Raw genomic sequence first — 14,993 nt, 5'->3', positions numbered from 1 at the left:
CATTGTCTGCCTTGCGGCTTTCCCTGCGTGGCCCTGTGTCTATATAGCAAGCCTGGCCCCTGCAGGGCGCAGCGCTGCGGCGGCGCAACATTATTTGACCCTGCCCAGGGCGCAAAACCGCAGCAGCAGGCGCTTTTGTCCCTGGTGGGCCAGGAGGGCCGGTTATTATGTCGGCCTGAGTTCTACCGCTTGCTTCATCAGAAGAGATCCCTGGGACCTCAGGCACCTGCCGGCCATGCCGGGCCAGCTCCACCTTGCGTGGCCCGGCCCGCTTGCGACAACGCCAGGCAGGTGATCGCCGCCCATCCAAGAGAAAACGAGCACTGTGCGCCTCAATTCCATCAAGCTTGCTGGCTTCAAATCGTTTGCGGAGCCCACCAATTTCATGCTGCCAGGGCAACTGGTGGGCGTGGTCGGCCCCAATGGCTGCGGCAAGTCCAACATCATGGATGCGGTGCGCTGGGTGCTGGGCGAGTCCAAGGCGAGCGAGCTGCGCGGCGAGTCCATGCAGGATGTGATCTTCAATGGCACCACGCACCGCAAGCCGGCCAGCCGCTCCAGCGTGGAGCTGGTGTTTGACAACAGCGACCACCGCGCCGGCGGCCAGTGGAGCCAGTACACCGAAATTGCGGTCAAACGCGTGCTCACGCGCGACGGCAGCAGCAGCTACTTCATCAACAACATGCCGGTGCGCCGGCGCGATGTGCAGGACGTGTTTCTGGGCACGGGCCTGGGCCCGCGCGCCTACGCCATCATCGGCCAGGGCACCATCAGCCGCATCATCGAGTCGCGCCCCGAAGAGCTGCGCCTGTTTCTGGAAGAGGCCGCTGGCGTCTCCAAGTACAAGGAGCGCCGCCGCGAGACCGAGAACCGCCTCAACGACACACGCGAGAACCTGACCCGGGTCGAGGACATCCTGCGCGAGCTCAACGCCAACCTCGACAAGCTGGAGAAGCAGGCCGAGGTGGCGGCCAAGTACAACGCGCTCAATGCCAGCGCCACCTTGAAGCAGCACCAGCTGTGGTTCCTGAAACGCAGTGATGCCGAGCAGGAGCAGGAGAAGGTGCGCATCGATGGCCTCAAGGCCGTTAATGACCTGGAGTCGCGCCTGGCCGATCTGCGCCATGTCGAGGCGGACCTCGAGACCATTCGCCAGTCGCACTATGCCGCGGGCGACATCGTCAACCAGGCGCAGGGCAAGCTCTACGAGGCCACTGCCGAAGTGGGCCGGCTCGAAGCGGAGATCCGCTATGTGGTCGAAGGCCGCCAGCGCGTGGAAAACCGACTGGTGCAACTGGCCGAGCAGATTGCGCAGTGGACCGTTCGCAAGGACGAATCCGAGGCCGAGCTGGAGAACCTGGCCGGCCAGGGCATGGATGCCGAAGAGCGCGCCGAGATGCTGGCCGCCCAGCTCGAAGAGCAAAACCTGCAGCTGCCCGATATGGAAGAGGCGCTGCGCCTGGCCCAGCAGCGCGCCAATGAGCAGCGCAGCTCCGTCACCCAGGTGCAGCAGCAGATCCAGGTGCTGGCCGCCGAGCAGCGCAGCCTGAACGAACAAAGCCGAGGCCTGGAAGTGCGCAGCGAGCGATTGCGCAGCGACCGCAATGCGATGGCCGCGCCCGACGAGACCCGCCTGGCCAACCTGCAGCAGCAAAACGAGGAAGCAGCCGAGGCCGCCGAGATTGCCGAAGGGCGCCTGCTGGAGCTGCAAGACAGCGTCCCCCAGCTCGATGAGGCGCGGCGTAGCAAGCAGCAACAGGTCAACCAGGAAGGCGCCAAGCAGGCCGATCTGTCGGCACGGCTCGAGGCCCTCAAGGCCTTGCAGGAAAAGGTCAAGACCGATGGCAAGCTGCAGCCCTGGCTGGCCAAGCATGGGCTCGATGGCCTCCAAGGCCTGTGGAGCCGCATCCAGGTCGAGCCCGGCTGGGAAAACGCCCTCGAAGCGGCATTGCGCGAGCGCCTGGCTGCACTGGAAGTCAGCCGCCTCGATATGGTGCGCGGCTTTTTGGGCGCAGGTGCCCAGGATGCACCCCCCGCCCGCCTGGCTTTCTACAGCGTGCCCCAAGCACCGGCCGCAGCTCCTGCTGGCAAACTCGCGCAGCTGTCTGATTTGCTGCGCGTGCACGATGCCGGCCTGCGCGCCGTGCTGGTCGATTGGCTGAGCGGCTGCTACACCTGCCCGAGCCTGGACGAGGCGCTGGCACAGCGCAGCCGCCTGCAGGCGGGCGAAACCATTTTTGTGCCGACCGGCCATTCGGTGAGCCTGCACAGCGTGAGCTTTTATGCGCAGGACTCCGAGCAGTCGGGCATGCTGGCCCGGGCCCAGGAAATCGAACACCTGGAAAAGGAGCTGCGCGCCCAATCGCTGATTGGCGAAGAGGCGCGCAATGCGCTGGTGCGTGCCGAGAGCGCCTACGCTGATGCCTCGCAGCGCCTGGTGGCCGTGCGCGCCGAGGCTGCGCAAACCCGCAACCGCGCCCATGAGCTGCAGGTCGAGACCTTGCGCCTGACCCAGTTGGCCGAGCAGGCCCGGGCCCGCACCGCGCAGATCGACACCGACCTGGGCGAAGTGGTGCAGCAGCTCGAAGAGATCCAGGAGCGCCGGATTGCGGCCGAGGCCCGCTTTGAAGAGCTGGACATGCAGCTGGCCGACAGCCAGGAGCGCCATGCCCAGCTCGATGAGACCGTGTATGAGTCCGAGCGCAAGCTGGCCAGCGCCCGCGAGCAGTTGCGTGCACTGGAGCGCCAGTCGCAGGAAGCGGTGTTTGGCCAGCGCAGCATGGAAGCGCGCCGCGCCGAGCTCAACCGCACGATGGAGACGGCGTTGCAGCAGGCCAAGGCCCTGGGCGATGAACAGCTGCGCGCGCAGGAGGAGCAAAAGCGCCTCAACGACGCGGCCGCGCAAGGCGGCCTGCAAGATGCGCTGAACCTGAAGATGGAGCGCGAGAAGGACCTGGCCGCGCGCCGCAGCGAGTACGACGACCTGACCGCCCGGCTGCGCAGCAGCGATGAGCGCCGCCAGCAGTTTGAGCGCGAGCTGCAGCCGCTGCGCGACCGCATCACCGAGTTCAAGCTCAAGGAGCAGGCCGCGCAACTGGGCCTGGAGCAGTACACAACCTTGCTGCAGGAAGCCCAGGCCGATCTGGAGGTCATTGCCGCCTCGGTCAAGGACGGCCAGGTGCGCCTGACCGGTCTGCAAGGCGAGATCGACCGCCTGCACCGCGAGATTGAAGCGCTGGGCGCCGTCAATCTGGCCGCGCTCGATGAGCTCAACCACGCCCGCGAGCGCAAGACCTTCCTCGACTCGCAGATGGACGACCTGACCCAGGCCATGACAACCTTGGAAGACGCGATCAAGAAGATCGATGCCGAAACCCGGCAGCTGCTCTCGGGCACGTTTGACACCGTCAACAGCCATTTTGGCCGCATGTTCCCCGAGCTCTTTGGCGGCGGCCAGGCCAAGCTGATCATCACCGGCGACGAGATTCTGGACTCGGGCGTGCAGGTGATGGCCCAGCCGCCGGGCAAGAAGAACCAGACCATCCATCTGCTGTCGGGCGGCGAGAAAGCGCTGACCGCGATTGCGCTGGTGTTTGCGATCTTCCAGCTGAACCCGGCGCCGTTCTGTCTGCTCGATGAGGTGGACGCGCCGCTCGACGATGCCAATACCGAGCGCTATGCCAAGCTGGTGGCCTCGATGAGCCGCAGCACGCAGTTCCTCTTCATCAGCCACAACAAGATCGCGATGGAGATCGCCCAGCAGCTGATTGGTGTGACAATGCAGGAGCAGGGCGTCTCGCGCATTGTGGCCGTGGATATGGAATCTGCCTTGTCGATGGCCGATTCGGCGTGAAAGATTTTTAAAAACGAAGTCGTATGAGTAATTTTCAACTGGCGTTGGTGATCACCTTTGGTGTCATTCTGGTTTTGTACATCGCCTACAACACCTGGTCGGCACGCCGCAACGAGCCCAAAAAGCCCCGGCCCGAGGAGCCAGGCCAGAGCAGCGACTCCGAGCTGCGCTACGAGCCCGGCTTTGATGGCCGCGCGGCATCGTCAGCCACCGGTGACCCGGTGCTCGATGCCCAACTGGGCGGCCAGGGCCCCCGCCTGAGCGGCCACAGTGCCGATGCCTTTGGTGCAGGCGCGGTGGCACGCAGCGGCAACCCCGGCACCTACTTGGGTGACCGCCAGCAGATTCTCGACCCGCTCACCGATGCGATTGCCACCATCCACACCGACGGCATCGTCTCCGGCAATGCGGCCATCGCAGCCATGCCCAGCAGCTTTCGCGCCGGCAACAAGGCCTTCAACATCGAAGGCATGAACGAGACCAGCCAGACCTGGGAGCTGCCACGCGCCGGCGCCCGCTACACCGGATTTCAGGCCGGCGTGCAGCTGGCCAACCGCCATGGCCCGATGAACGAGATCGAGTTTTCCGAGTTCGTCACCAAGGTCCAGCAGTTTGCCGATAGCATCGGCGCGGCGCACGACACGCCTGACATGCTGCAGGAAGTGGCCCGTGCTCGCGAACTTGACGCCTTTGCCAGCGAGCATGATGCGCAGCTGGCCTTTATGCTGCGTGCCAAGCGCGCCTCCTGGAGCCCCGGCTATGTGGCCCAGGTTGCGGCCAAGCATGGTTTTGTGCCGGCTGGCCCTGGCCGCATGGTGATGCCTTCGGGCATCGAGCAAATGCCTGCCATATTGGCGCTGACCTATGACGCGCAGGCTGCACTGGCCGACGATCCGGAAGCCAGCGCCTTGCGCGATGTGCTGCTGAGCCTGGATGTGCCCCATGTGGCACGCAGCGAAAAGCCCTTCGACAAGATGCGCACTGCCGCCGAGGCGCTGTGCGCCGAGATGGACGGCGTCATCTGCGACCAAAATGGCACGCCCCTGCCGATCATGGTGGTGGACCCCATCGCCCAGGATCTGGAAAACTTGTACGACCAGCTCGAGCAGCGCGACCTGGCAGCGGGCTCGCTGGCTGCACGGCGTTTGTTCAGCTAAGCCGCACCCGTTTTGCCAAAGGCTGCCTGTGCAGCCTTTTTTGCGTTCTGGGCGCCGCTGTTTACGCAATGAATGCGCGGCTTTGGCCGTATAGTCGCAGGCATCAGACCACGCAGAGCCCCGCGCTTTGCCAGATTTTCGGAGTCAAGCCGCATGGCTGAGAATATTGATCTTTTCGCGTCGCCCGCTGGTGACGCCCCACAGGATGCTGCCGCCCAGGTGCAGGCCTTGCGTGCGCAGCTGGTGCAGTGGGCGCATGAGTACTATGTGCAGGACGCGCCCACGGTGCCCGATGGTGAGTACGACCGCGTCTACCAGCAGCTCGAAGCGCTGGAAAAAGCCCACCCCGAGCTGCTGAGCCCGGACTCGCCGACCCAGCGCGTAATCGGCGCGATTCTGGAAGGCCTGACCCCCGTGCGCCATGCCGTGCCGATGCTCAGCATCCGCACCGAGACCGACAACGAAGCCAGCGGCGCGCAGGCCTTTGATGCGCGCATCCGCAAGGAGCTGGGCCTTGATCCCAGTGACCCGCCGGTCGAGTATGTGGCTGAGCCCAAATTCGACGGCCTGGCGATGAACCTGCGCTACGAGGGCGGGCGCCTGGTGCAGGCCACGACGCGCGGCGACGGCGAAGTGGGAGAGGATGTTACCCACAATATCCGCACCATCCGCCAGATACCGCTGCAGCTGCGCCAGGATGCCGCCGTGCCACCGGTGCTGGAGGTGCGCGGCGAAGTCTATATGCGCCGCGATGATTTTGACGCGCTCAACCGCAAGCAAGAAGCTGCGGGCGGCAAGACCTTTGTCAACCCGCGCAATGCGGCAGCCGGCGCAGTGCGCCAGCTTGACTCCAACATCACCGCCCGGCGCCCGCTGTCGTTTTTCGCCTATGGCCTGGGTGAGGTGACGCCGGTGCCCCAAGGCGGCATGCAGTGGGACAGCCACTACGCAATGCTGATGCAGCTGCGCGCCTGGGGCTTTCCAGTGGCGCCGCAGGTCTGCGTGGCCCAGGGTGCCCATGCGCTGGTGGCCTTTCACCAGCGCATGGGCGCTGAGCGCGCCAACCTGGGTTACGAGATCGATGGCGTGGTCTACAAGGTCAACAGCCGCGCGCTGCAGCTGGAGCTGGGCTTTGTCAGCCGCGAGCCGCGCTGGGCCGTGGCCCACAAGTACCCGGCCCAGGAGATGGTGACGCGGCTTGAAGGCATCGAGGTGCAGGTGGGCCGCACCGGCAAGCTGACGCCGGTAGCGCGTCTGGCACCGGTGTTTGTCGGTGGCGTCACTGTCACCAATGCCACCCTGTCCAATGTGTTCGACATCCGCAAAAAGGGGGTACGGGTGGGGGACGATGTCATCGTGCGCCGCGCGGGCGACGTGATCCCCGAGGTGGCGGGCCGGGTGCCTGGCCTGCGCTCGCAGTATGTGCCCAACTTCTCGATGCCTAGCCAATGCCCGGTCTGCGGCAGCGATGTGGTGCGTGAAAAAGGCGAGGCCAACCACCGCTGCACCGGCGGCCTGTTCTGCGTGGCCCAGCGCAAGGAGGCCATCCTGCACTATGCGCACCGCCGCGCGATGGACATCGAAGGTCTGGGTGACAAGCTGGTCGACCAGCTGGTCGACAGCGGCGTGATCCGCAGCCTGCCCGACCTCTACAAACTGGGCATTGCGACCTTGTCGGGCCTCGAGCGCATGGCAGAGAAATCCGCACAGAATGTGCTCGCGGCGCTGGAGTCCTCGAAGAAAACCACGCTGGCTCGCTTTGTGTTTGGCCTGGGCATTCGCCATGTGGGCGAATCCACCGCCAAGGACCTGGCCAAGCACTTTGGAGTGCTCGACGCAATCATGGATGCCTCGGTCGACGAGCTGCTGCAGGTGAACGACGTGGGGCCGGTGGTGGCCCATAGCCTGCACACCTTTTTTGCGCAGCCGCACAACCGCGAGGTGGTCGAGCAACTGCGTGCAGCCGGCGTGCACTGGGACGAAGCGGTGCCTGCCGAAAAGCCCGCGCAGATTCTGGCCGGCATGACCGTGGTGCTGACCGGCACCTTGCCCACCATGGGCCGCGATGAAGCCAAGGACCTGCTGGAAGCGGCAGGCGCCAAGGTCTCCGGCTCGGTGAGCAAGAAGACCCATTACCTGGTGGCCGGCGCGGACGCCGGCAGCAAACTGACCAAGGCCCAGGAGCTGGGCGTGACGGTGCTGGACGAGGCGGCGATGCTGCGGCTGCTGCAAAACGGCGCGCCTTGATCTGACCCAAAAGGCTGGTCCTTCAGCACTGCATGGCAGCGGATGGGGCCATAGGGATAAGGGGGCTTTCTCTGACATCGCCACGCACCAGATGTCAATACGATGAAAAACGCCAGTGGCCGCTATCCGGCGGCCCTGCTTTTTTATGCAGAGGAGATGCCGTGAGCTATACCCTGAGACAAGTTCAGACCTTGCTGACCAAGCCTGAATTGGAATTGTTCCAAGCCAGCCGTGCCAATGCGATCAAGGATCTGACCGAGCGTCAGCTCAGCAGCAAGATCACCCGCAGCCGTACCTTGCGCGCCAAGTACCGCGATCTCTACCAACGCCAGTCGGTGAAAACCCAAAAGGGCCCGGCCGCCGCCCGCAGGCCCACTGGCAATGAGAACAGCCGCACCGAACTCAAAGCCGATGTGATGCAGGACGTGCTCGGCCGCTTTGAAGAGCGGCTGGCCAAGCTCCACGCTACTGCTGCCAAGAGTACGGCAGGCGCAGCGACCCAACGTGCAGCTGCCCCTGCGAAGGCGGTAAAAAAGACTGCAACCAAAACTGCTACAAAAACAGCAAGCAAGACCGCGACCAAGTCTGCAGCCAAGAGCGCGGTGAAAAAGCCTGCGACCAAGACGGCGTCCGCAACGCCTGCTGCCGCGCCGCGCAAAGCAGCTAAGACGGCTGTGAAGGTGCCCGCAGCCAAGAAGGCCGCTGCGGTCAAAAAACCAGCAGCCAAGTCCACCAAGGCCCCTGCGAAGAAAGCGGCAGCGGCACCGGCCAAAGCACGCAAAACCACCGCTGCCAATGCCGAGGTCGGCGGTAACGCAGCCGCTGCTGCGCGCGGCGCGGTGCCTACCCGCCAGCCGGCCGCGGCCATCCGGGGCAACCCCATCAAGGCCCAGCCGGTGAACAAGAAAATCAAGGCCAGCGGCCAGTCCAAAACCCGGGCGGCACAGGCCAAGCGCGACAGCCGCTAAATAAGCAGCCCATCAAAATGCCGTAGCCACTTGGCAGTGGGTACGGCATTGTCGTGTCAGCGCGCGTTGCAGAATCACGCGCAAAGCAGGTGTGGTTCCCCTGCGACTCAGGGCTTAGGCTTTTTGGCCGCAGGGCTGGGTGCTGGGGACGGTTGCTGCGCCTTGGTATAGGCCTTGGCCATCATCTCGCGCAGCAGGCCCGAGCTCGACTGCTGCATCATGCGGTTGATATCGGCCTGCTTGCTTTGCATCAGCTGCGCATGCGGCGATTGCGGGCCCTGGTCGAGCAAGGACTGCAGCTGGGCCTCGTTGAAATTCTGTGCGTAGGCGGCAGCCAGCTGCGTGTTCCAGCGCTTTTGGTAGTCGGCTGCGACCGAGCGTGTCGCTGCAATCATCGCCTGGCCCGCTTGCTGCTGGCCCATCTTGTCGATCAAGGCCTGGTACTCGGGCGATTTGGCCGCAATCTGCAAACCCACCTGGGGCAGGCTGTGGCCAAGCTTGTATTTCTCGACCAGGGCCAGCGCCATGTCCTGCAGCTTGGCGGCATGGGCGAGGCCTGGCAGCCAGGCGCTGCTGGCCGCCACGGCGGGCAGTACCAAGCTGCCCAGCAGGCGGCGGCGGATGGAGGAGGTGGTCGGGGTGAAGGTAGAAGTCATGGCTTGCACACTGGTCAGGAAGCGGCCGAGGTGGTGGACGCTTCGGTAGCCTTGGGGGGAACCAAGGGGCCGGCGGGTGTCTCCAGATCGATCACATGGATGCCGAATGCGCCGCGCTTGCGGTCTTCAAAATAGCGCTGCAACGTGACCTTGACGGTGCGAAAGGCGATCTGGTCCCAAGGAATCTCGGCCTCGCTGAAGAGCCGCGCTTCGATGGTCTCCCAGCCGGGCTTGAATTCGGTGCTTTGCAGCTGGGCCAGGTAGAACAGGTGTACCTGGCCGACATGCGGCACATTGACCAGCGAAAACAGCGGGCCCATCGCGATGTCGGCGCCCGCTTCCTCATCGGTCTCGCGCTCGGCGCCCTGGCCGGTGGTCTCATCGAGCTCCATGAAGCCGGCCGGCAAGGTCCAGTAACCTTTGCGTGGCTCGATATTGCGCAGGCACAGCAGCACCTTGTCGCCCATATAGGGGACGGTGCCCACCACGTTCAGCGGGTTCTCGTAGTGCACGGTATGGCAGGCCGGGCAGATCGCGCGGATCTTGGTGTCGCCGTCATCGGGCAGTCGGTGCTCAACGTGGGTGCCGCAGCGGCGGCAAAAATCAACGGGGGCGCGTGAGGTCATGCGGTCTATTGTGCGTCAAGGTCGCGCTGCTCGCGGCCAGGGACGAAAAAAAGCGCCACCGCAGCGGGTGGCGCGTTGTCCTGGCCTTACACCAGCTCGATTTTCAATGGGGGCAGGCCCGTCACGCCGCCTTCGAGCACATCGCCCTTGACGACTGCGGCCACGCCTTCGGGCGTGCCGGTGAAGATCAGGTCACCGGCTTGCAGCTCCCAGGCTTGCGAGATCACTTCAATGGTCTCGGCAATGTTCCAGATCAGCTTTTGCACATTGCTGTGCTGGCGTTCGGCACCGTTGACCTTGAGCCAGATCTCGGCGTTGTTGACATCACCGGCCTGGGCGGCGGGCACCAGGGCTGCGATGGGTGCGCTGCCTTCAAAGGCCTTGCCGATCTCCCAGGGGCGGCCTTGCTTTTTCATGTCGTTTTGCAGGTCGCGGCGCGTCATGTCCAGCCCCACGCCATAGCCCCAGATGTGCGCGGCGGCGTCCGCTGCAGCAATGTTCTTGCCGCCCTTGCCAATGGCCACCACCAGCTCGATCTCGTGGTGCAGGTTGCTGGTGAGCGTTGGGTAGGCGATCTGGCCGCTGCTACCTGTGGCCACGGGCACCACCGCATCAGCGGGCTTCATGAAGAAGAAGGGCGCCTCGCGGCCGGTAAAGCCCATTTCCTTGGCATGATCTTCGTAGTTGCGGCCCACGCAGTAGACGCGGCGCACGGGGAACAGCTGGTCGCTGCCTTGAACAGGTACGCCGGTGGGCGAGGCTGGAGGGATGACGTATTGGCTCATGCTGGACTTTGGTTGGAGGCGGGAGGAAACCGCCCGGTTGAAGCGGTGCCAAAAATTATGCGGCAAAACAAACCGCTTTGCAGGATCGCGGTCTGCGCCCATGCTGGCCCTGGCATGCCAGGCAACGCCAGCTGTCATGCGGGTGACTGGATGACCGGCTGCTGCAGCGCCCTGCGTTATGCTCGGTTGCCATGAAGCTGCACAACTATTTCCGCTCGTCCGCGTCCTACCGGGTGCGCATTGCGATGCAGGCCAAGGGCCTGGCCTATGACTATCTGCCGGTGCACCTGGTCAAGGCCGAGCACCGCGAACCCGCCTTTGCCAGCCATGTGGGCGACGCGCTGGTGCCCGCGCTGGAGACCGATGACGGCCTGTGGCTGAACCAGTCGCTGGCCGTGATCGAGTGGCTGGACGAGGCCTACCCGCAGACGCCTTCGATGCTGCCGGGCAATGCGCTGGCCCGTGCCCGCATCCGCGCGCTGGCCCTGCAGGTTGCCTGCGAGATCCACCCGATCAACAACCTGCGGGTGCTGGCCTACCTGACCGGCGAGCTGGGCCACAGCGATGCTGAAAAAACCCAGTGGTACCAGCACTGGTGCCGTACCGGGCTGGAGGCCTTTGAGCGCCAATTGGTGCTGCTGGCGGCCGAGCGCCAGGCGCAAGGCTTGGCGCCATCGCGTTTTTGCTGGGGCGATAGCCTGACGATGGCCGACTGCGCGCTGGTGCCGCAAATCTTCAATGCCCAGCGCTTCAAGGTCAGCCTTGACGGTCTGCCGCTGACCATGGCCGCCTATGAGGCCGCCATGGCGACGGATGCGGTGCAAAAGGCCCAGCCTGCCGCCTGCCCGGATGCCCAGCCATGAGTAGCGCTGCGTCCAACCACTTTCCCGCCGACTGGCTGCTGCCCGAGTGGCCCACGCCACCGGGTGTGTTTGCGCTCTGCACCACGCGCGCTGGCGGCGCCAGCGAAGGCCTGTTTGGCACCACCAACCTGAGCTTTAACGTGGGCGATGTTCCCGGCCATGTGCAAAGCAACCGTCAGCTGCTCGCCCAGGCCATGCAGGCGCTGGAGCAGCAGGCCGGCTACGGTGCCGACCAGGCCCGCCCCCGTCAGCCGGTATTTGTGCGCCAGGTGCATGGCAGGCATGTGCAGGTGCTGGGTGAAGGCGGCGGCGAGGAGCAGCCGGCCGATGCCAGCGTCAGTGATGTGCCAGGGCTGGGCTGCACCGTCATGGCAGCCGACTGTCTGCCGGTCTTGTTCTGTCACCAGCAGCTGCCGGTGGTAGGCGCCGCCCACGCCGGTTGGCGGGGTTTGCTGGGACAGGACGGGTTAGGGGTGCTGGAGAACTGCTTTGCGGCCTATGCCGATCGGGTGCGCCGGCAGGCGGGCCAGGCTGGCCTGAGCGATAACCAGATTGCCGCGCAGACCATGGCCTGGCTGGGTCCATGCATCAGCCAGCCCGCGTTTGAAGTGGGTGCCGAGGTGCAGGCCGCCTTTGTCGGGCCGGATCCGGATTGCGCGCCGCTGTTCGAACCCGGCGCGCCGGGCAAGTATTTTGCCAACCTGAGCGGGCTGGCCCGCTACCGCTTGCAGCGCTTGGGCCTTGCGCAGTTGTTTGGCAATGACGGCAGCCAGGACTGGTGCACCGTGGCCAACAAAGAGCGGTTTTTCTCGCACCGGCGAGATGGCTCACCCGGTGGGGGCACCGGGCGCTTTGCCGCTTGCATCTGGGTGGCCTAGGGGCTTCGTCATCGCTCAAGCTTTGCTCTCAAAGTACTCATTTATCTCAAAATGAGTACTTTGTAAATCTTTTGTAATGCTAAGTGTGCCATTTAATCTACTCATTTAATCAATAAAGAGTAGAATGTGCAGCATGACTACCCCCTTGATGGCCACCTTGGTGGCAGCCCGCAAAGCCCAGCAACTGACCCAGGCCCAATTGGCCGAGCAGGCGGGGCTCTCGCGCATGGCGGTGCAGCGCACTGAAACCGGCGATGTCGACCCGCGCTACTCGACCGTGGCCGAAATGGCCCGGGTGCTGGGCATGCAGCTTGTGGCAGTGCCGGCAGATCTTTTGCCCGCGCTGCAGGCCTTTATCCAGTCGGGCGGCAAGTTTTTAGGCCAGCCAACCGGTGCGGAGGCGCCACCTTCGGTCGTGGACAGCCTGGCCGGTCGCCAGCCCTGAAGGATGGCTTTGGGCAAGCCATGCACTGAATGAGCACCTCCATCCGCTACCTGCGTCTTTATATGCACTTGCCTGGCAGCATGGGCGGGGGGCGGCGCGCCATCGGCTACCTGTCGCAGTACGGCGATATCCTGCGCGTCTCGTTCGAGGACAGCTATATCGCGGATCCGGAGCGGCCTGTGCTCTCGCTCAGCTACCAGGGCGCGACGGAGGCCGACACCCAGCGCATCTTGCATGCCGCGCGCGATGCCCGGCTGGTGCGCACCGATGGGCGCTGGCCGGTCTATTTCCAGAATCTGCTGCCCGAAGGCCACAACCGCCAGCGCCTGGCCGCTGAGCGGGGCTGCTCCCCCGATGACGAGTTTGAGCTGCTGGCCGCTGCCGGACACGACCTGATGGGCGCGCTGGAGGTGGAGCCGGTGCCCCGCGACGAAGCCATTCCCGACGTGGTGCGCCATTGGCATACCTCGCAAGGCCTCGATGTGCTCGAGCCCGGTTTTGTCGAGTTTCCGGTGGCCGATGCCGCGTCGCTGCCGGGCATCGTCACCAAGTTCAGCGCGGTGCAGGATGGCCGGCGCTACACCGTGCGCCGCCGGGGCGCGGCGGGCAGCGTGATCCTGAAGCTGCCCAGCACCCTGCACCCGGACTTGGTGGCCAACGAGTTCAGCTGCTACCAGCTGTGCCAGTCCTTGGGGCTGACGACGGCCGATGCGCAGATCATCAGCCGCGCCCAGGCCGATCTGCCCGAGCAGCTGCCGTTTGACGAGATATTGGCCGTGCAACGCTTTGACCACCTGCCCGATGGCACACGCGTGCACATGGAAGAGTTCAACCAGGCGCTGGGCTATGCGCCGCGCCACAAGTACGGCAAGGGCCTGCAGCAGGACTGGCCGACGATGCTGCGCGTGCTCGACCGCTTGAGCCCGCAGCCCGTGGCCGATACCCGGGAGTTTCTGGCACGTACCGTGGCCGCGATCCTGATGGGCAATACCGATGCGCACCTGAAGAACTGGGCGCTGGTCTACCCCGATGGGCGCCAGCCGCGCCTGGCCCCCGTCTACGACTGTGTCTGCGTCGCGGCCTTCTTCGACGGTTCGGCCCCGCAGCAGTATGCCGTCAACAAGGCCATTGACAGTAGTATGCGGGCGCTTAGCTGGGACGATGTGGCGGCCCTTCTGAAGGCCGCCGGTCTGCTGCGCGTGCCGCGCCATATCAGCCTGCTCAAGGACATGGTGCGGCAGGCGCAGAGCGCCTGGCCCGCCTTGCTGGCCCAGGCGCCTGCCGGCATGGCGACCGTGGTGCAGCAGCGTTTGAGCGGGGGCGTGGCCATCGCCACGCTGTAAGAATCGGTTCAGATGGCGCTCGCCAGCGTATTGCCCGACTGGCTGTCGCTTGTATGTCAGGGTTTGCCCCAGGGAAGCGCCCAAAGGCGGTATGCTCCACGCTTGCCTGTTGCTGGAGCCTGTGCTGTGCTGCCCTTTGAAGTTGAAATCCCCTTTGTCAGCCACCTGGGCTTTCGCTTGCACCGCTGGGAAAACGGCGAGGCGGAGCTGCATTACCGGGCCCGGCCCGAACACCTCAATAGCTACGAAGTCACCCATGGCGGTGCATCGATGACCTTGCTTGATGTGACGATGGCCCATGCGGCGCGCAGTGCCATCCCCGGCAGTGGCGCGGTGACGATTGAGATGAAAACCAGCTTCATGGCGCCGGCCAAAGGCGCCTTGGTGGCCAAGGGCAAGCTGCTCTCGCGCAGCAGCCGCATGGCGTTTTGCGAGGCCTGGCTCTATGACGAGCAGGGTGCGTTGTGCAGCCATGCAACGGGCACGTTCAAGTACGTGATGCCCGAGGTCGTGCAGTCTTTGCAGGCCGCCAAAAAGCAGATCAAGACCGACTGATTTCCACGCTCGCGCAATGGTGCGCGAGCGCGCAGGTGGGCCTGTGGCCACTGTCCCCAGGCCCTCGATAGATGGACAGAACATGCCAAAGCCTTCTTCAACAGTGGACCAGCTGAGCTGGTCCTTCCAGCCCTTCTCGGCACTCAATCTGCAGCAACTCTATGACCTGCTGCATGTGCGCTGCCAGGTCTTTATTGCCGAGCAGGTCGCCTTCCAGGACCTGGACTACAAAGACCAGGACGCCTGGCACCTGCTGGGGCGTGATACGCAAGGCGTGCTGCAAGCCTATGTGCGGGTGCTGCCGCCGGGACTGGCCTATGCAGAGCCGTCGATTGGCCGCGTGGCCGTCATGCAGGCGATGCGCGGCACGGGGGCTGGCTGGGAGCTGATGCGCCACGCAATGGCCGAAACCGACCGCCTGTGGCCAGGCACCGCCATTCGCATTGGCGCGCAGGCCTATTTGCAAAAATTCTACGAAGGCTGCGGATTCGACGTTGTCTCCGAGCCCTATCTGGAAGATGGCATTCCCCACCTGACCATGCTCTACCCGGGCAAGCCCCAGGTGGTGGAAAGCGTCGCCATATGAAAACTGCCCATCCACAGATGCCGGTGATCTG

13 protein-coding genes are annotated in these 14,993 nt (G+C 64.6%); 10 read left to right on the top strand and 3 right to left on the bottom strand.

All coding sequences use genetic code 11. From position 1 onward, the window contains the following. Positions 1 to 325: 325 nt before the first annotated feature. From smc to N4T19_RS04755, 4 genes are all read left to right on the top strand, one after another. A complete protein-coding gene (smc, locus tag N4T19_RS04770) occupies positions 326 to 3,853 on the top strand; it encodes a chromosome segregation protein SMC (protein WP_182341471.1) in 3,528 nt (1,175 codons plus the stop codon). 23 nt (positions 3,854 to 3,876) lie between these two features. Then, positions 3,877 to 5,010: a cell division protein ZipA C-terminal FtsZ-binding domain-containing protein gene (locus N4T19_RS04765; RefSeq protein WP_116925720.1), complete on the top strand. Its 1,134-nt coding sequence runs from the start codon at positions 3,877 to 3,879 to the stop codon at positions 5,008 to 5,010. 153 nt (positions 5,011 to 5,163) lie between these two features. Further along, positions 5,164 to 7,257: an NAD-dependent DNA ligase LigA gene (gene ligA / locus N4T19_RS04760; protein ID WP_260719591.1), complete on the top strand. Its 2,094-nt coding sequence runs from the start codon at positions 5,164 to 5,166 to the stop codon at positions 7,255 to 7,257. Positions 7,258 to 7,418: 161 nt separating this feature from the next. Next, complete coding sequence (locus N4T19_RS04755) at positions 7,419 to 8,225, top strand: hypothetical protein (protein ID WP_260719590.1); 807 nt, start codon at positions 7,419 to 7,421, stop codon at positions 8,223 to 8,225. A 107-nt stretch (positions 8,226 to 8,332) separates the two neighbouring features. Here N4T19_RS04755 and N4T19_RS04750 read toward each other — a convergent pair whose 3' ends face one another. The 3 genes from N4T19_RS04750 to N4T19_RS04740 form a co-directional block, all read right to left on the bottom strand. Then, positions 8,333 to 8,881 carry a hypothetical protein gene (locus N4T19_RS04750; RefSeq protein ID WP_182341458.1) on the bottom strand — a complete coding sequence of 183 codons (549 nt, stop codon included), beginning with the start codon at positions 8,879 to 8,881 and terminating at the stop codon, positions 8,333 to 8,335. Between the two features lie 14 nt (positions 8,882 to 8,895). After that, positions 8,896 to 9,507, bottom strand: a complete 612-nt coding sequence (locus tag N4T19_RS04745) for an NUDIX hydrolase (RefSeq protein ID WP_182341455.1) — start codon at positions 9,505 to 9,507, stop codon at positions 8,896 to 8,898. 86 nt (positions 9,508 to 9,593) lie between these two features. Continuing rightward, positions 9,594 to 10,292, bottom strand: coding sequence for a fumarylacetoacetate hydrolase family protein (locus N4T19_RS04740; RefSeq protein ID WP_116925715.1), 699 nt, complete (start codon positions 10,290 to 10,292; stop codon positions 9,594 to 9,596). Between the two features lie 191 nt (positions 10,293 to 10,483). Here N4T19_RS04740 and maiA point away from each other — a divergent pair, with 191 nt between their 5' ends. From maiA to N4T19_RS04710, 6 genes are all read left to right on the top strand, one after another. Further along, the gene (maiA, locus tag N4T19_RS04735; protein WP_116925714.1) at positions 10,484 to 11,155 is read left to right on the top strand and encodes a maleylacetoacetate isomerase; all 672 of its coding nucleotides are present in this window, start codon (positions 10,484 to 10,486) and stop codon (positions 11,153 to 11,155) included. After that, positions 11,152 to 12,033 carry a polyphenol oxidase family protein gene (locus tag N4T19_RS04730; RefSeq protein ID WP_260719589.1) on the top strand — a complete coding sequence of 294 codons (882 nt, stop codon included), beginning with the start codon at positions 11,152 to 11,154 and terminating at the stop codon, positions 12,031 to 12,033. Before maiA ends, N4T19_RS04730 begins: the two co-directional genes overlap by 4 nt. 133 nt (positions 12,034 to 12,166) lie before the next feature. Next, complete coding sequence (locus N4T19_RS04725; RefSeq protein ID WP_182341446.1) at positions 12,167 to 12,478, top strand: helix-turn-helix transcriptional regulator; 312 nt, start codon at positions 12,167 to 12,169, stop codon at positions 12,476 to 12,478. 29 nt (positions 12,479 to 12,507) lie between these two features. Continuing rightward, positions 12,508 to 13,821: a type II toxin-antitoxin system HipA family toxin gene (locus tag N4T19_RS04720; RefSeq protein WP_260719588.1), complete on the top strand. Its 1,314-nt coding sequence runs from the start codon at positions 12,508 to 12,510 to the stop codon at positions 13,819 to 13,821. A 126-nt stretch (positions 13,822 to 13,947) separates the two neighbouring features. Then, positions 13,948 to 14,376, top strand: a complete 429-nt coding sequence (locus tag N4T19_RS04715; RefSeq protein WP_116925711.1) for a PaaI family thioesterase — start codon at positions 13,948 to 13,950, stop codon at positions 14,374 to 14,376. Positions 14,377 to 14,458: 82 nt separating this feature from the next. Then, positions 14,459 to 14,962 (top strand): GNAT family N-acetyltransferase, encoded by a 504-nt coding sequence (locus tag N4T19_RS04710; RefSeq protein WP_260719587.1) that lies wholly within the window; start codon positions 14,459 to 14,461, stop codon positions 14,960 to 14,962. Positions 14,963 to 14,993 lie beyond the last annotated feature (31 nt).

The sequence above is a fragment of the Comamonas squillarum genome (assembly GCF_025309455.1).
Classification (GTDB): Bacteria; Pseudomonadota; Gammaproteobacteria; order Burkholderiales; family Burkholderiaceae_C; genus Comamonas; species Comamonas squillarum.
The sequence above is the reverse complement of the archived record's forward strand: the minus strand, read 5'-3'. Positions and strand labels throughout refer to the sequence as shown.